The sequence below is a fragment of the Anaerolineales bacterium genome (assembly GCA_015075625.1).
GTDB lineage: Bacteria > Chloroflexota > Anaerolineae > Aggregatilineales > UBA2796 > UBA2796.
The window spans coordinates 471,659-488,287 of record JABTTZ010000003.1 but is presented as its reverse complement, the minus strand read 5'-3'; the positions used below and the strand labels follow the sequence as shown (position 1 = coordinate 488,287).

Annotated in this window: 15 protein-coding genes; 10 read left to right on the top strand and 5 right to left on the bottom strand. The window is 53.4% G+C overall.

Annotated features, from left to right (window positions below; translation table 11 throughout):
- Positions 1-143 precede the first annotated feature (143 nt).
- Complete coding sequence (locus HS103_16345) at positions 144-1,619, top strand: amidohydrolase family protein (protein MBE7514371.1); 1,476 nt, start codon at positions 144-146, stop codon at positions 1,617-1,619.
- Between the two features lie 215 nt (positions 1,620-1,834).
- Here HS103_16345 and HS103_16340 read toward each other — a convergent pair whose 3' ends face one another.
- From HS103_16340 to HS103_16330, 3 genes are read right to left on the bottom strand one after another with little or no spacing between them, the layout of a single operon-like run.
- Positions 1,835-2,566 (bottom strand): YceI family protein, encoded by a 732-nt coding sequence (locus HS103_16340; GenBank protein MBE7514370.1) that lies wholly within the window; start codon positions 2,564-2,566, stop codon positions 1,835-1,837.
- Positions 2,567-2,585: 19 nt separating this feature from the next.
- Positions 2,586-3,791, bottom strand: coding sequence for a metal transporter (locus HS103_16335; protein ID MBE7514369.1), 1,206 nt, complete (start codon positions 3,789-3,791; stop codon positions 2,586-2,588).
- Positions 3,788-4,987, bottom strand: coding sequence for a multicopper oxidase domain-containing protein (locus tag HS103_16330; protein ID MBE7514368.1), 1,200 nt, complete (start codon positions 4,985-4,987; stop codon positions 3,788-3,790). The genes HS103_16335 and HS103_16330 overlap by 4 nt, the downstream gene beginning before the upstream one ends.
- Before the next feature lie 224 nt (positions 4,988-5,211).
- Between HS103_16330 and HS103_16325 the strand changes: the two genes are divergently transcribed.
- The gene (locus HS103_16325) at positions 5,212-5,403 is read left to right on the top strand and encodes a hypothetical protein (GenBank protein ID MBE7514367.1); all 192 of its coding nucleotides are present in this window, start codon (positions 5,212-5,214) and stop codon (positions 5,401-5,403) included.
- A gap of 21 nt (positions 5,404-5,424) precedes the next feature.
- Positions 5,425-5,727: a Zn-ribbon domain-containing OB-fold protein gene (locus tag HS103_16320; GenBank protein MBE7514366.1), complete on the top strand. Its 303-nt coding sequence runs from the start codon at positions 5,425-5,427 to the stop codon at positions 5,725-5,727.
- 268 nt (positions 5,728-5,995) lie between these two features.
- Here HS103_16320 and HS103_16315 read toward each other — a convergent pair whose 3' ends face one another.
- Both HS103_16315 and HS103_16310 read right to left on the bottom strand, forming a co-directional pair.
- Positions 5,996-7,444: a tetratricopeptide repeat protein gene (locus tag HS103_16315; GenBank protein ID MBE7514365.1), complete on the bottom strand. Its 1,449-nt coding sequence runs from the start codon at positions 7,442-7,444 to the stop codon at positions 5,996-5,998.
- Between the two features lie 90 nt (positions 7,445-7,534).
- The gene (locus HS103_16310; GenBank protein ID MBE7514364.1) at positions 7,535-9,406 is read right to left on the bottom strand and encodes a protein kinase; all 1,872 of its coding nucleotides are present in this window, start codon (positions 9,404-9,406) and stop codon (positions 7,535-7,537) included.
- A gap of 140 nt (positions 9,407-9,546) precedes the next feature.
- Between HS103_16310 and HS103_16305 the strand changes: the two genes are divergently transcribed.
- The 7 genes from HS103_16305 (at position 9,547) to HS103_16275 (ending at position 16,615) form a co-directional block, all read left to right on the top strand.
- Positions 9,547-10,377, top strand: a complete 831-nt coding sequence (locus HS103_16305; GenBank protein ID MBE7514363.1) for a site-specific DNA-methyltransferase — start codon at positions 9,547-9,549, stop codon at positions 10,375-10,377.
- The gene (locus tag HS103_16300) at positions 10,377-10,547 is read left to right on the top strand and encodes a hypothetical protein (protein ID MBE7514362.1); all 171 of its coding nucleotides are present in this window, start codon (positions 10,377-10,379) and stop codon (positions 10,545-10,547) included. Before HS103_16305 ends, HS103_16300 begins: the two co-directional genes overlap by 1 nt.
- A gap of 373 nt (positions 10,548-10,920) precedes the next feature.
- Complete coding sequence (locus tag HS103_16295) at positions 10,921-11,571, top strand: hypothetical protein (GenBank protein MBE7514361.1); 651 nt, start codon at positions 10,921-10,923, stop codon at positions 11,569-11,571.
- A gap of 146 nt (positions 11,572-11,717) precedes the next feature.
- On the top strand, positions 11,718-12,668 hold the full coding sequence (locus tag HS103_16290; protein MBE7514360.1) for a GNAT family N-acetyltransferase: 951 nt from the start codon (positions 11,718-11,720) through the stop codon (positions 12,666-12,668).
- A 26-nt stretch (positions 12,669-12,694) separates the two neighbouring features.
- Positions 12,695-13,915 (top strand): hypothetical protein, encoded by a 1,221-nt coding sequence (locus HS103_16285; protein ID MBE7514359.1) that lies wholly within the window; start codon positions 12,695-12,697, stop codon positions 13,913-13,915.
- A 14-nt stretch (positions 13,916-13,929) separates the two neighbouring features.
- Positions 13,930-14,856: a hypothetical protein gene (locus HS103_16280; protein MBE7514358.1), complete on the top strand. Its 927-nt coding sequence runs from the start codon at positions 13,930-13,932 to the stop codon at positions 14,854-14,856.
- A gap of 94 nt (positions 14,857-14,950) precedes the next feature.
- Positions 14,951-16,615: a WD40 repeat domain-containing protein gene (locus HS103_16275; GenBank protein ID MBE7514357.1), complete on the top strand. Its 1,665-nt coding sequence runs from the start codon at positions 14,951-14,953 to the stop codon at positions 16,613-16,615.
- The last annotated feature ends 14 nt before the right edge of the window (positions 16,616-16,629 follow it).

Below are 16,629 nucleotides of genomic sequence, written 5' to 3'. Positions count from 1 at the left end.
CTTCTCCGGTAGGGAGAAGGGGGTTAGGGGGATGAGGGCTATCCCATTCTATGGTTACCTTCTTGATGATCTACTAAAATGACCGTGCGGATGCTTTACAGAGTGTCCACTTTTGATCGTTTTTATAGGGAGAGATAGTCATTATGGGTATTGTATTCAAGGGCGGCACGGTGATTACCGCCGCCGAGACGGTAGAAGCGGATGTCCTCGTTGAAGGGGAAATCGTCACACTGATTGGGAAGAATCTTCCGACGAAAGGGCATGAGGTTGTCAACTGCAAGGGGAAATACCTGATCCCGGGTGGGATTGATGTTCATACACACCTTGATCTTCCCTTTGGGGGGACGATTTCCAACGATGACTTTGAGACGGGACACCGTGCCGCCGCTTTCGGAGGGACAACCTCGCACATTGACTTTGTGATCCAGCCGAAGGGCGGCAGCCTTCATGATGGACTGACAACATGGCGGGAAAAGGCGAAGATTGCCAACATTGATTACGGCTTTCATCTCGCCGTCACTGATCTGCGCGACGAGGTGTTGGCGGAAATTCCCACCTTACTTGATGAGGGCGTCACCAGCCTGAAACTGTTCATGGCCTATAAAAACGTGTTCCAGATTGACGATACGACGCTGTTTAAGACGATGCGCACCGCTGCCGAACACGGGATGATCGTCATGGTTCATGCTGAAAACGGTGATGTGGAGGCATCGCTGACCCCCGCGCTGCTGGCGGCGGGAAAGACCGACCCCATTTATCACGCTCACTCGCGCCCGCCGGAGATTGAGGGCGAGGCAACAAACCGCGCCGTCGTCATGGCGGGGCTGACGGGCTGCGCCTTGTATGTCGTCCATATGACCTGTGAGCCAGCCGTAGAAGCGCTGCGGCGCGGACGGGCGCTTGGCTACCCGGTGATGGGCGAGTCGTGTACGCAGTATTTCTTCCTGACGGCGGAAAAGCATCTCGGTGCGGCGGGCTTTGAAGGGGCAAAATTCGTCTGTTCGCCGCCCATCCGCACCGTACATGATCAGAAGGTGCTGTGGCAGGCGGTGAAAGACAGCACACTGCAAGCCGTCAGCACCGATCATTGTAATTTCTGGTTGGAAGGTGGGCAGGGCGATTGGAAAGGCTGGCTGGACAAGCATGGCAACAAAGACTGGGATAAATTTGAGAAGGCAAAGGCGGGCAACCGTCGCCCGGGTAAGGAATTGGGCAAGGGAAACTTCGCCAAGATTCCCAACGGGATGCCCGGTCTGGAAGAACGGATGATGATGATGTGGGAACACGGGGTGAATCAGGGGCGCATTTCAGCGAATCGCTTTGTTGAACTGCTCTGCACGAACCCCGCCAAGATTTTCGGGATGTACCCCAAAAAGGGGACAATCTCCGTTGGCAGTGATGCTGATCTGGTTGTGTGGGACCCGAAGGCACGGCACACCCTGAGCGTGAAAAACACCCATATGCGAACGGATTACATCGTTTATGAGGGGATGAAAGTGCGCGGGAAACCAGCGATGGTCTTTCTGCGTGGGAAAAAGATTGTCGATGGTGAGGCGTGGTTGGGCGAAAACGGCGGCGGGCGGTTCATCCACCGCAAGCCGCACGCACCGGTGATGTGACGCCCACCTCACGTAGTTTAGACGTTACACAGTTGCACTCATCCCCCTGCGACCCGCCTTCGGCGTGTACCCCCTTCTCCCACTGGGAGAAGGGGGGATCCATTTTTTGAGGGGTAAGCCCCCTCAAACTTCCCCTTTCGATGAATACAGGGTAAACACGTTTAACTGCGTAAGCCCTAGTAGTTATCAGGGCGCATGGTGTGCGCTCTGATAGGTTAGGATGCGTGCGAGATCGCCGTGAAATCAATTTCCAAGCGAACGGTTTCGCCCACATTTGCCACCCCTGCCACAGCGGGAATACTCACCTTGAAGTCACGGTAGGCAATGGTTGCCACTGCCCGCCCGGTGATCCGCGCTGCTGCCAATGTGGTAATTTCTGCCTCAAAGGTCACCGAATGGGAAACGCCATGCAGCGCTAACACGCCCTCAATCTGGAATTTCGGCAGCACGCCCACCTGATTCGTCTCTGGCAAGCCGATGAGCTTTGTGGGGGTAAAGACGGCGAATTCGTACTGATCCTCATTCGAGTGCAAAATTTGCCCACGCAGCGCCCGATTCCGAATCTCATTATCGGTTTTTAGGGTGCGCACATTGATCCGAATCCCGCCTAATTGGGATTTCGCGGGCGAGTTCAGGTCAACACCAATCTCGCCGGCTACCTGATTCGTGACGCCGACTACCGTTGTCGGCATGCCGAGGAGCGTTTCCTGAATGACAAAACGGACTTCGGATTCCGCTGCGACAAGACGAAATAAGGTTTGCGTCTCTGTCAATTGCAAGGGGGCAATGGTGTTTAGGTCGCCACTGGGCTGTCCGCTGCCGCCGGAGAGCCAGACAAAGGTGAACAGGCTCAATCCACCAATGAGGATCAAGGCGGCGAGGACGATCCCCGTCCGCACGAGTTTTGACGAGATGCCTGATGGCTTGGAAGGAAGAATGTTCTCCATGATTAGGATGCCTCTGCGTTTAGAATTTGACGAAAAATGCCGTGAAATACATCAGGGCAAGACCGACGACAACCCCGCATAGATTCACCCAATTGATCAGAGGCTTGCCAAGCGCCAGGGTATCACGGGCAACAAGCCGCCCTACTTCCCAGACCACTTGCAAAATCGCCCCCACGCCAACGGCAAGAAAAACGGTCGCCAAGACGGGATCGAAAGCAAAGCCGCCGAACCATGTTCCCACAATAGCGGGTCCGCCGCTGACCAACAAGAGAAGGGCAAAATGCCGCAGTCCCGGGTTTTTGCGGACAATAGGGGCGGCAATCCCAACGCCTTCGGTAATGTTGTGAAGGGTGAAGCCTAACACGAGGAATGTCCCCAATGCCGCCGAACCGAGAGCAAACGCCGCGCCAATCGCCAGCCCTTCGCCCAGATTATGCAAGCCAATGCCAATAGCAATCCGATAAGAGATACCGAGCGGGGTGCTTTCCTTACCTTTGCCCATACTGCCAAAGGCAAGCAAACCGCCCAAGGTGATAACGCCAATGAAGATGACCAGCGGCACGCCCTGCCAAAAGGCGGGCAGTGTTGCGGCGAATTCGTTGGCATCTAACCAGGTGCCAATGGCGAGGTAGACCAACAAGCCAACGGTCAGCGCTAGGATGAAGTTGATCGCTTGGCGGCTGAGGCGGCGCATGAAGGGATACCACAACAAGCCCAAAAAGATTGGGACAATGCCCACATACAAGCCCACCAAGCCAAACTGGGCAAAGAGCGTGGCGGAGGGTTGGGGGGTTTGGACGGCAGCCCCAATAACCCCGACAAAGGTCGTCCCTAGCGAGGTGATCAAGCCCACTGTGTGTGACTCTTGGTTCACCCAGGGGTAGGGAATGGTGAAGGTGGCGCGTCCGAGGCGCGGGATGGTTGTGGAGGGCTCTACGGTGAAGTAAAAATAGGCGTCATCGACCAAGACTTGGGGAATGGTCACTTCTTGGGGACCATCGTTGATCACCTCCACACGGATGATGCCCGCTTCGGGCAAGGTGATCCGCTGGATGGTGATTTTTTCCACAGGTGGACCCGCCAATTCCGTTAGCCCGCCGCCCGTCGCCACAAGGTAAGCGAGAACGACGCCCAAGAGAATGAAGGGAATGAGCGCCAAGAGCCAAACTGTCCCTGACAACCTTTCCGGTGGCGGGGCTGCCTCTGGCTGTGATTGGGTATTCATGATGCCTCCGGGGGTGTGGTGCTGCCGCTGACGGATCGCTTGTCCCATTCGGCGTCCACCTCGGCAAGGGCTAAGGCGTCGTCAAACTTGTCTGGCTCCACCGCGTTGAAGAAGCCCATCCAGCCCAATTCGGCAAACTCGCTAACATGGGCATGGAACATAAATTTGCCTGCCCAACGGAATTTGAATTCCAGAATTCCACGCTGTCCCTGAGCCTGCATGATCGTATCGACCATGCGGAGTGTGGGCTGGCGGGTTGTGCCGGTATCGTAATAGTCAAAAAAATTCGCGTGGAGGTGGAAGGAATTGATGAGATCAAACTCAATGATATTGATCAGGTAAATCCGCACGAGTTCGCCGACCTTCACCGGGATCGGGCGGTGCATAAACTCATGCCCCACCGTATTCACGGCATAGATTTCGTTGGCGCTGTCAAAATTGGTGTCAAAGGCGTTCATCATCATCATGAATTCGCGGGCGGGGGGGCGTCCGGGCTTGGGATCAATGATGAACGCACCATACATCCCCTTGTGAATGTGCCGCTTGAGCGGTGTGGCGTGGCAGTGGTAGAGATGGCAGCCGAAGGGATCGGCGTCAAATTCATAGGTGAAGGATTGCCCCGGTTGAATTTCCCCCGCACCAATGCCCGGCACGCCGTCCATATCCGCTTTGTGAAAACCGTGAAAATGGATGGTGTGGGGGTGGGTGCTGAAGTTGGAGAAGGTGACCCGAATCAGGTCCCCTTCGGTGCAGCGAATGGTCGGACCCGGCACCCGCCCGTTATAGCTCCACGCGGGGAAGAACACCCCCGGCGCAATCTCAATCTCGTGTTCGCCCGCCGAGAATTCGTACTCACGGAGCGTCCGTCCATCGGGCAGGGTGCTGACCTTGCCGTAATCCCAGTCAACGAGCATGTCCATCGGATCAAAGCCGTTGCGTTCATGATCGACACGTCCCAGCAGCATTTGTGTTCCATGCCCGCTATGCCCTTGCGCGGGGGGGATTTGCGGGCGTGTCGTTGAATCACCACAGATCGCATCGGGGGGAATTAGGGAGGAGCCGGGTTGAGCAGTTTGTGCCTTTGCCGAGCGCCCTAACAAGCCCGCCCCTAAGGTGACGGCTGTCGCACCGGCGCTCAAGCCAATGAATTTACGGCGACTGACAGATGGATTGCCGCCTACGTCTGAATCGTCCATACAACCCTCACAAGGTGATAATGAATTTTCTGGTTTCTATTTTAGGTCAGCCTAAAAAAATGTAAAGAGGCAATCTAAGATAGAGGCGCGTTGCGGGGCTTTCGGATAGCTTTTGGGGTGTCTGTGATAGGTTTTGATAGGCTCAACCTGTTATCTTTGTGAGCAATAACACAAGCAACCACGCTCATCGAAAGCGATAAGGCGACTAACGAGGATTTACGATCATGAATGTTCCGCAAAACTGGCGACTGAATAAGCAGCGGTATCAATTGGTGGCAGTTCGTGACGAGGCGACGGGCGTCATTGCCTTCCCGCCGCGCAGCACCGCACCACAGCCAACAGCGGCTGTCGAAGCCACCGAAGTGACTCGTCTGCCACGCATGGCGCAAGCGGAACTGCAAAAAGCCGGACGCTAAGGCGTTCGTAGGGGGTCACGCATGACCGACACACGGACAGACGCACACCGCCTGACGGAAGTTCCGCTTACCGGACGAGGTGAAGTCTACAGCTACACACTGATCCAAGACGCGCCAGAAGGCTTTGAGGGACAAGCCCCTTATGTTTTAGCGCTGGTGAAGTTAGACGAAGGTCCGATGATCACGGCGCAACTGACCGACCTTGAGGGCGCACCGGAAATCGGGATGCCTGTAGAGATGGTCACACGGCGGCTGCGTAATGATGGGGCAAGTGCGCCGATTGTCTATGGCTATAAATTCCGCCCTCTGGTGGAGCGGGGCTGAGCCAACGTAGGCGCACCAAGAGAAAAGGCGAGAGCGGGTCAGGCGACCCGCTCTTTTTGTTTTGGGACTGTTTCACCCCCCTATCCATCGAGGTTGTGTTGATATTGTAATCCCAGTGATCCCGCCGCTAAAGCAGCGGGCTAAGAGTAACCACCCCTTCGGAGCTTGGAAACCCTACCCCGTAAACAAAGAGAGGGACTTTCTCCCCCTTTCCCGGTATACAGGGAAAGGCGACTGCTGCGCAGTAACCGGGGGGGATAGGGGTTCTTTAGAAATTACTGTGGTCGTCTACTAGATTGTTGGGGTCAGCCTCGTTTAAGAGCGCCTCGGCGTGTGCATCAAAGGGAATAGACTGACCTTGCGCTTTCGCGGCGAGAAACGCTTCATCCTCCAGATCGAGAAGAATCTCTGGGAGGACGAGGGACAGCGCCTCACGCGCCTCGCTGTTGAGCGCCTTATGCCCCTCAATGAAACCATAGAGTTTCGCCGCCCGTTCTGGCTCACCGCGCAGGGCGAAAACCCACGCCATATGAGCCATATAGACGAGCGCCGTTGGGATCATCCGCAGCGCGTGGGCAATGGCAAGGGCTTGTTGGTAGTGCGTCAACCCCTCCCGCAGATGCCCTTGTTTCACAGCGAGATAGCCCAACCCCGCCTGTGCATTGGCAATCAGCCATGATTCCCCTGTCCTTTCAGCAACCGCTAAACCGTCTTGAAGCAGCACAGCGGCATACTCAACCCTGCCCTCCATAATGGCGATCACGCTGAGGCGTTCTTTCCCCCATGAGATGATGCGATTGTTGGCAATTGTCTCGGCAATCCCCACCGCCTCCTTCAGATAGGCGAATGCCTGTGGGATGTTGCCTTGCCGGAGGGTGATATTGCCCAAGTTGCAAAGCGTGTTGCTCATTTGGCGCTGGACATTTGCCCGCCGCGATAGGGCAAGGCTTTCCAGAAGGTACGTCTCTGCCTGCGCGTAGTTTCCGACGGTGGCGCTGATGATCCCTAGCGCGTTAAGGGTGTATTTCAGGTTCATGGTGTTGCCGCCGCTCCGTTGGAGGGTGAGCGTCGCCGTGAAATGCTGGAGCGCCGCCGTGAAATCGCCTTGGAGTTGGGCAACCAAGCCGAGGTTGTGGTACGCCTCGGACATGCCAAAGGTGTTGTCAATCGATTGGTAGAGGGCAAGCGCCTCGATGCCGCTCTCGTAAGCGCCGTTCAAATCACCAAGAAGGCGCTGCAGCGCACCGATCTTGTTGCGTGCCTGCGCCATACCGAATGGATCGCGGAGGGTGATGTAAAGATCAAGGGCTTGGGTGGCGTAATCGAGCGAGGCGGCGTAATCGCCAATCTGCCAAGCGACGGAGGAGAGGTTGCCAAGCGCATCGGCTTTGAAATAGGGGTGATGAATCGCCTCTGCCTTGTTGAACTGCGCTTGGAAATACTGATCAGCTTTCGCGGCATCACCGAGGTAAAGCGCCGACCACCCCGCCATATCATAGAGATCATTCATCTCTGCCGGAGGGAGGACGATCTGGAGGGTTTCTAACAGGGCAAAGGCGCGATCTGCAATCTTTTTCACCTCTGTCGGGTCGTTGCTGGCGTTTACCGCCCGTGCCGCTGGAATCAGGTAATCTAGTTCGCGCCGCCCCTCGCCCGCCATGCGATAGTGGTAGGCAATGGTGGCAAAATAGGGGGAGGCATTATGGACGCTTTCCAATGCCCGCCCAATGTCGGTATGGTGGGTGCGGCGGCGCTCTGATGGGAGATCGGCAAGGATCGCCTCACGGATTTTGTCGTGGCTGAAGCCCTACTGTTCCTCGCGGATGACCATCACCGAGGCGCCCGTACATGCCATCAGCCACGCGGAGACAGTGGGCATGTTGAGCGTCTGGCGGACGATCCATTCCATGAGGGGAACATCCACTATGCGCCCACGCACCGCCGCCAATTCCAGTAGGGTTTTTGCCCAAACGGGGACACGCTCCAAACGCCGCCGGACGACGGTCTGAATGCCCCCCGAAAAGACTTGACGGGGAAGAGTCTGATTGGCAATATCGCTCAGCTGTCCGGCGCGTTCGGCAAGGGCGCGAACGACCTCGACAATGAAAAACACATTGCCCTCTGTCTCCCGCTCAAGCAGATCAATGACGGGTGGGGCGTCACCGGCTGTGCCAAGCATACTGACGCTGAGCGCGGTGATTGCCTGTTTATCGAGACGCAGTACCTTCATAAAAGTCATTTCGGGGAGTTTGGCGGGGAGAGAGGGGACTTCATCGTCGCGGAAGTTCGCCACAATGAGCCAGGGATGGGCGGTGACCTGTTCGAGGAGCGTTTTTAAGAGATCAAGGTTGCCCGCCCATTGAAGGTCTTCCAAGATGAGAACAAGGGGGTGTGGCTGGGCGCGAAAGACTTCAAAGACAGCCGATTTCAAGCGTTCGCGGCGCTCCATCCCTTCGGGGATCGTCTCCGTTGGGGTGACCTCGGTCAGGGTTTGCAGATCGGGGATGAGGGTTTGTAAGACCGCCGCATGGCTGGGGGTGAGTTCGATGTTCAGCACAAGGCGGCGGATTGGCTCTCGCCAAAGCACATCGCTCACCGCTGATTCGGGAATGGCGTTGCCGCGAACAACAAGCGCCCCCTCGACCAATGCCCGAATACGCAGTTCATCAAGAAGACGTGTTTTGCCCACGCCGGATTCCCCTCCGAGCAGCCACGCACTTCCTTTGCCTTCTTTGGCACGGTGGAGTGCGGCGATGAGGGTAGTCATTTCTTTTTCGCGCCCCACAAAGGCGGCTGCCTGAAGAAAGCTCTCGCGGATCACGGCATTTTCGCGGGGGATGGTCACGCCGGCGATCCGCTGTAATTCATCCAACACGGCATAGGCATCTTGATAGCGCTTGGCGGGGTCTTTTTGGAGAAGCGTTGCCAAAAGGGGTTGAAGGTGAGGGGGAATACCTTCCCAAGAGGGTGTTTCGTGGAGGACAGCGACGGTGAGTTTGGCGAATTCTTCTTTGTCAAAGGGATAGCGCCCGCTGAGCAGTTCATAGGCGATCATGCCAACGGAATAGAGATCGCTTGCCTCTATCGCTGGTTTGCCGCTGAGCATTTCGGGGGCAATGTAGGCAAGCGTCCCCACCGTCTCGGATTCGAGAGGGAGATCGGTGCGGGCAATGGCTAAGCCGAAATCCAGCACCTTAACCTCATCCTGATCGATGAGGATGTTGTCGGGCTTTATATCGCGGTGGATGATCCCCCGCCGGTGAAGGTATGCCAACGCCAAGAGGACTTGGGCAAGCAGTTCCAAGCGGCGCTCAAGGAGTTTTTCCAACCCATAGTGAAGGATGTTCTGTGCGCCTTCCACCAACTCCATCGTATAGAAGGGCAGCCCGCCGGAGTCAAAGCCGTAGTCAATAACATTGATGATGTGCGGGTGGCGAAGGCTGGCAAGGGTGCGGAATTCTTGGGTGAGGGCAAGCCGCAGATCACGTGCGCCGGTAGACTGGGAGAATTGCAAGCGCTCTGTCGCCATAAGAACACGCTTGATCGCCACGCTGCGTCCGGTGAGGCGGTCTATGGCGCGGTAGACTGCGCCCATCCCGCCAATGCCAAGCGTATCGCCAATGCGGTAGCGGTTGCCAAAGGTGGCGAGGGGTGTTGTGGATAGGTGTGGGCTGATCATGCCGAATAATTATGGCGAGACTTCAGAGGAGAGGCAAGAAGAGTACCCTGTGCGTGTGTGCGTAAGCGAATAAGGTACACTAGGGGACATTACCCAAGAGGCGATAGAGAGGATGAGGATGAGTGAGGGGATGGGTCACAATGAGTGATGTAGTGACGATAGACCTCATTTTGGGGGATTGTCTGGATGTGCTGAAAACGCGCCAAGAGAACAGCATTGACCTGATCATCACCTCCCCACCCTACGCCGATAACCGCAAGGCAACCTATGGTGGTGTGCCGCCGGATGCCTATGTGGCGTGGTTTTTACCGATCTCCCAAGAACTTCTTCGCGTTTTGAAACCGACAGGGACGTTCATCCTCAACATCAAAGAGAAAGTCGTTGATGGGGAGCGGCACACCTATGTCTTGGAACTGATCCTTGCCATGCGCAAACAAGGGTGGCTTTGGACGGAAGAATTTGTGTGGCACAAGAAAAATAGCTATCCGGGGAAGTGGTCGAATCGCTTTCGGGATTCGTGGGAACGCTTGCTGCAATTCAACAAACAGCGCCAGTTTGCCATGTATCAGGACGAGGTGATGATCCCGATGGGGGATTGGGCAGAGAAACGCCTGAAAAACCTGAGCGAGACAGACAAAGTACGAGATACCTCCAAAGTGGGCAGCGGGTTTGGCAAGCGCGTGGCGAATTGGCTGGAACGGGATAAAGTGTACCCGACGAATGTCCTCCATATGGCAACAGAAACGCGCAATAAGAATCACAGCGCGGCATTTCCCGAAGCGCTCCCTGAATGGTTTATCAAGCTGTTCACCCGCGAATATGACACCGTGCTTGATCCGTTTATGGGATCGGGGACGGCGATCCGCGTGGCAAAACGCTTACGCCGCAGCGGGATTGGGATTGAGATTCTGCCCGATTACTTTGAATTGGCGCAGCGCGAGATTGCCGAAGAACCAGCAAGGTTGTTCTGATGCTGTCTTTGGCAGATGTGCAAGCCTACGTCGAAGCGCATATTGGCGAGTTTCACGCAGCGCGGTTGAAGGGCTTGCAGCGCCTCCGTTTGGATACGCTACTCAAAAGGAAAAACCCTTATCTGTTCGTCGCTAAAGATATACGCGTAGACGAATTAGACGAACTGTAACGTTGTAGGGATTACCGTTCCAAGTCATGTGTTGCAACGATACAAGACAGCGAAACAATGCCCTTTCGACCAGTGTTCTACGGGTTTGGCGATTCGTCATATGGGGCAGTAGAACATCAACCAGTTGTTTTTCGTTCGTTGTAAGTGGTGTATGGATATTTGGTGATGTCATGCTGTCTGCACTCTTTTATACTTCAACAATATTGTATCGAGTCTGGTCAGTTATCCGACACCAGCCTGCTCAAAATACATCTTCTTAACAGACTTTGATACACATTGATGGCTTACGGTTTTAGCAGTTTTTCGCAAGTCTTTGATACTCATTTCGTCATAAAATAGATGGAGAGCAAACTCAATCCCGGAGTCTGTCTGTTTGCAGGCAAAAACAACAACTGAACATTTTGGCTACCGATTGCGTACAGTAATCTTGCTTATTCCCCTTGCGCCGATTCTCGGCTGTTTTGGATTCGCAATTCGGACTGGACTTGCTGGGGGCGATGCAGCAGCTATCGAACGCGATCTGATTTTAGGCGGATTGTTCAGTTTCATTATTGCAGTAGTTACCGCAGCCGCCTATCTGTTCACCGACAGCCGTAAAAAGTGGCACATCGACTGGCGCACGATTTTGTTCACCATGTATCTGACGGCAGTGATCACAGCATTTTATTATGTGGTGGTCGATGCAGAGATGCTGCGGTGGCTTGTCCCGATGGCTGCTGATGAAATCGTCATCAACACAACACGGCGGGCAGCGCTCGGCGTACTGGACGGCTGTGGGTATGGGCTTGCACTTGGGGTATTCATCTCGCTTTTTGACCCGCGTGCGACCCGGTTCACTCGTTCGGGAATCATCCGTTATGGCATCGTGTATACGGTGTTTCATATGGGAAATATGCTCATCGTGTTTCTCAATTTCTCCACTGCGTTTGGTGATCGGTTTTCTGGTTTACTGGTAATCCTGTTGATTTTTGCCATGCGGATCGGCTTCAACTGGTGGGATAAACGACACCCGGAAGTTACATGATGATTGGAGGAAGCTGTGACGTTTGAACAACGCCTTGCAGAGCTACAGTCTAGGGATGTCGAGATTCGTAAAGAAGCATTGAAGTGGCTAGAGCGAAGGGACACTATAGATCATTAGCTTGCACCTCACTTATGGAGACAGTCATTATGACAACACGCTCGTTTATGCCCGGTGATCAGGAAAAAATAATACAATTGCTTCTGGCTTACCGTACTGGTGGCAATGTAATGCGTTATCCTACAGTCTGGCGGTTACAGCTTCTGCTCGATTCCCGTGTCTGGGATCTCGAACAGGATATACGGCTGTGGGAAGATACCGAAAACAACTTAACAGCCTGTGCTTTATTATGGAAGCGTCAGCGCGAAGGTACTTACTATGCCCTGGAACGGATTTTGCATCCTGATATGCTGGAAACAGAATTGCCATCGGCTATGTTGGACTGGGCGATTGGGCGTACAGGGGTTGAATCACTCGAAAAAGCCACGAAGTTGTCTCTTTCTGTTTTCCTACTGCAACGAACTATGGAACATGACATATACCTGCTTGAAGCTCAGGGATTCAGCCGCAATACCGCAGGCTACAATGTTTATATGACGATGGCACTTGATACTCTATCGACATCCACCAATCTCCCCGACGGTTTTCAACTACTGCCGCTGACCGAGGCGGATTTGGAGGCTTATCAAGCCACATATGGATTCACGCCAGTAACAATTGAACATCAGCGCGCTTTGCTGCATAACAGGGAATATCAGCATTTCATTGTGAAAGCACCTGATGGACAGTTGGCGGCTTATCTGGAATGTTCATTTAGTCGGGCTGAGTGGGCACAGAATCAGCAGCGTGCTGGCTGGATTGACTACATTGAGACTCAGCCTCCATTTCAGCACCTTAAACTGGCGCAGTTCCTCATGCTGCATGCCTTTGAGCATCTGCGAACTCAGGGGGCAAACCGGATTATGCTGATTACGCGACACGACAATCAACCAGCCCAATCCCTGTTCAAAAAAGTCGGCATGGAATTTGATGATAATGAATATATCTATGAAAAAGAGATTGATACCAGAAGCATGGAGGTAATCAAAAAGTCCTATTAAAAGTATACCAACTTAAGGATTTTGGCATGGTAAAAGAGTTTCAAGCACAGGTCAATCACCAATTCAAAGCGATGACCAACACCGGCAGCTATCAAAGTAAAGTGGAAGCTGAGATGGATGAATGGGACAACGATTTCGTTTACTATTGGCACATTATTCCTGAACATACCCTATCCATCTGTCCATTTTGCGATGAACCTTATCGCCAGCAGATTGATCTTTACAGTCTCTATTCTCGGTCGCGTTTCAGTTTTTACGGCGACACATTGCGCTACAGTCCGAATGGGAATCATACTTGCGAACACTTTACCGCTGTACATGGCTTTCTCAATCTAAATCGCATGAAACCCCGAAAGCGTGAGCTGTACGGTGGTCACTTACAAAGCACAGAACCCGAAGTTCCCTTCATCTCCCCCTGTTTGCTACCAGATGACCTTGAATCACGGGTGGTGCTGCACAGCCTGCCAATTTGTCGCATTGATGGGGAAACATTTGTCCCAACCTACACACTCTATCTGCTGACCTACTATGCTCAGAACGCTGCCGCAGTTCGTCACCGCCGACTGATGGAATGGACAGGCGGACAGCCGCTTCGGTATGTCACATGGGCAGATACACGCCCCAGTCTGTACTGGGAGCAGGTCCAAGATCAGCCTGAAGTCTGGGATTTAGAGCGATGGTGGCGTAAAGGTAAATTGTTCTGGATTGACCCGACCACTCAAAGACTCAACGCCTTCAATGCAATCGAATTCCCCTATCGGGCAATCAAGGGGGTGCGGCATGGCTATAGTTACAAAAGTGGGAAATTTGCGGAACAGGCAACCTATTGGACGATGCAAAAATTTCGGGATTTTTTGCCCCAACTACAACAGAGGCAAGAAGAAGCCTATCAACGCATGTTAAAAGAGGGGGAAAACCTAAAACCGCCGTGCATCGAACCGATGGAATATGTTGATACCAGCAGCAAATATGCTGATTTCTACGATCTGGTAGCAAAGAACGCCAGTGGTGAGCTACGCATTATTCGGCATCACGGTGATTTCCTTCCCGGTCAACCGCCCGATCTGTTGGCAATCGCAGCACGAGAAGAAATTCCGTTATCTACGTTAACTCCAGAATCGCAAGCAAATACGGAACGTATCGCCGCAGCGCTGGACGGTGGGGATGCGCTCATTTATGGCAAAAGTTATGCGTATTACAGCGATGAAACAGAAAACCCCTATGGGAAAGCGACACTTGTATCATAGAGGTGTTAGCTCTTGTGAATCAGGAATTTCATATGTTAGATGAGCTTGATGCCATCAACTGGAGCCACTACTTCCATGCATACGGGGCGGCAGCCGATATACCGGAGCTCATTCGTGCATTAACCTCGCCGGATGACGAGGTTCGCAGACGGGCGTGCTACGACCTCACGAACAACCTTGCCCACCAGGGTACTCGATGGGAAGCCAGTCATTTTGCAGTCCCGTTCCTGTGTGAACTGGTGAAAGATACTTCTACCCCGGATCGCAGTTCAGTGATGACCTGTATGTTTCGCATTACTCTTGGGGATAACTGGCTGGATGATTCCACACTGCCTTATCCCTCCCGGCGATTTGATCCTGTTCAAAGCATGATTGCAGCCGAATACCACCACATAACGGCAACCATGTATGATACCGAAGATAAACAATTGGGCGATAATGCTGCGATGTTAGATAAGCTGGCTCTTATCTGGGAACGCGATGCTTATATCGCAATGTCAAACTATGCTCATGAGCTACTGACGTTAGGCATGGACAATGATCCTGCTGTGGCAAGATATGCTATATCCAGTATCCCCTGGTTTCCCGACATACACCGAGATGCCTTACCCGTCCTCATTAGACTGCTTTCCACTCATCCTTCTATTGAAACCCGATCAACAGCGGCACTAACTGCCGGGTTGTTACACGTTCCAGACCATGATTTGATCGAAACCATTGTTCAAAACACACTCGATTCAGCACAGCCGCATCTGTTCCAACTGGCAGGGGCAGTTGCGTTGGCGTTTCTGAAGGGTGCAGACGTAGAGTCACGAGTCCTGGACATACTCGTAGATGCTGAGGATTGGCGCGAAGAAATGAATGCTGTTGGGGATGGTATTCCATATCTGCGCGCGTTGATGGGTTTTCGGACTACGGCGTTAAGTCGTCTGGGGTTTTAGTCCGGCAGGCTTGAAGTATCGAACGGTATGAAGAAGGGTGTCCAGAATTGCATTGCTCACATGAGGAAGGTCGTAATCTGAAAGACAAAACATCATGACACAAGATGAGCATATTGACCCCTTCGATTACATCGATAAGAGTGACAAGTACTATGATTACTACGATACAGTGGTCAAACGAGCCAATGGGGATGTCCTGATTGTCCGTTGGCATTGTGACTTCCTGCCCGGCGATCCCCCTTATCGACTCAGCATGGGCATACAGGAGGAAATTCCCTTAGCGGGAGTTATGCCAGACTCCAGAAAACATGCCGAACGTATTGCAGCAACACTCGAAGGCGGCGATAAACCATTACACGGCAAAAGCTGGGAATACTACCGTGAGGATGCGGCAACTCAACGTGGAAAAGCAGCCCTTATCCAGCCGCCAGAATATAAGATCCACTATTTCCGTGATGTGATCTGGAAACGCGCCGATGGTGAGGTGGTCGTTTTGCGGACGAGTTGTCTGGTTCTGTCTGTAAAACGCAAACAGGTATTTATTCGCTCACTACCTGAGGAAGAAATTTCGCAAATAGAGCTTACAGATGAAGCACGGAAACGGGTATTCAGCCTTGCGGCACATCTTGTCGGCGGCGCACAAAAGAGCCGTTGTGATTTCACATGGAGTGATGCTTCAAGGGAACATGACCCCTCGAATTATTGGGTGTCATTGCGAGACAAGGATAGGATAAGGATGCGACAGACCACTGATGTGCCGCGTTTTGCCAGTCCCGCCGCGCTGTTGAAGAATCTGGCTTTTAGTCGTGATGGGGCGACGCTGCTTCATTCGGTTCAGCAGCAGGTGTTCGTGTGGGATGTCGAGAATGCCCGCCTGCGCGGGGTGGCTGACGGTGAGTTGTTTGGAATCGCCGACGATGGAAAAACCTTCATCACCCGCCTTATGGATCAGGATTGGGTAAAACGCGACATTGCAGCCCGTTCGGGCGAAGGGCGACAAACTTTTCTGACAGACCCAATCCCTGAACCGCAATTTACCCTGTGGGATGCTGTGCGGTGCGAACCGTTGGGCTTTGCCAGTATATCACCGGATACCTATCCCCTGCACCAGCGGTTTCATGGGATGGCAGACCGCTACCGGCATCTCATTCGGTTGGATGATGTCTTTGGGGTTATACCTTCAAGAACGATTGATCTCCAGACGACGATCCATGAAGATGCGATTCTGGAAAACTGGCTGATCGCTCCTGATAACCAGCATCTTGCGATTATCTACTATGTGAGCGGTGGTGGTTTCGATTGGAACGGTGGTGTCTGTGTGCGGCTGGACGATGGGCAAGAAGCCTACCATTTTGACGGCGGTAGAGACGGTTTCCCATCATACCTTTTCTTCTCGCGTGAACATCATTGGTTGATGAGTCCATATGGGTCAACCCTGAATATCTATGACCTCACCACTGGCAACCGAACACGAATACATGAACTGCCCTCCGGGTTCAGTGTCGTTTGCGCTCACCCTGTTGAGATGCTGCTGGCAGAGACCCGCTTCGACAGCAGCATTAGCCTGCGGGATATGGAACAGCCAGACAGCGCTGTGCGACGGATCAAGCTGGCATCACAAGCGCTTGAGATCGAATTTCACCCGAACGGTGAAAGACTCGCCGTCGCGTTGAAAAGTGGTGGCATCGAGATACGAAAAGTGAAAACAGGGCGACTGGCAGGCAAACTGCAACTTGACACCCCAAAGAATATGCCATAAAACTGGGAGGCTAT

Excerpts from the sequence above, each read along its gene's own strand:
- HS103_16305 (MBE7514363.1), top strand. The coding sequence starts at position 9,547 with ATGAGTGATGTAGTGACGATAGACCTCATTTTGGGGGATTGTCTGGAT.
- HS103_16310 (MBE7514364.1), bottom strand. The coding sequence starts at position 9,406 with ATGATCAGCCCACACCTATCCACAACACCCCTCGCCACCTTTGGCAAC.
- HS103_16345 (MBE7514371.1), top strand. The coding sequence starts at position 144 with ATGGGTATTGTATTCAAGGGCGGCACGGTGATTACCGCCGCCGAGACG.
- HS103_16275 (MBE7514357.1), top strand. The coding sequence starts at position 14,951 with ATGACACAAGATGAGCATATTGACCCCTTCGATTACATCGATAAGAGT.
- HS103_16325 (MBE7514367.1), top strand. The coding sequence starts at position 5,212 with ATGAATGTTCCGCAAAACTGGCGACTGAATAAGCAGCGGTATCAATTG.
- HS103_16300 (MBE7514362.1), top strand. The coding sequence starts at position 10,377 with ATGCTGTCTTTGGCAGATGTGCAAGCCTACGTCGAAGCGCATATTGGC.
- HS103_16330 (MBE7514368.1), bottom strand. The coding sequence starts at position 4,987 with ATGGACGATTCAGACGTAGGCGGCAATCCATCTGTCAGTCGCCGTAAA.
- HS103_16285 (MBE7514359.1), top strand. The coding sequence starts at position 12,695 with ATGGTAAAAGAGTTTCAAGCACAGGTCAATCACCAATTCAAAGCGATG.
- HS103_16290 (MBE7514360.1), top strand. The coding sequence starts at position 11,718 with ATGACAACACGCTCGTTTATGCCCGGTGATCAGGAAAAAATAATACAA.
- HS103_16340 (MBE7514370.1), bottom strand. The coding sequence starts at position 2,566 with ATGGAGAACATTCTTCCTTCCAAGCCATCAGGCATCTCGTCAAAACTC.
- HS103_16320 (MBE7514366.1), top strand. The coding sequence starts at position 5,425 with ATGACCGACACACGGACAGACGCACACCGCCTGACGGAAGTTCCGCTT.
- HS103_16335 (MBE7514369.1), bottom strand. The coding sequence starts at position 3,791 with ATGAATACCCAATCACAGCCAGAGGCAGCCCCGCCACCGGAAAGGTTG.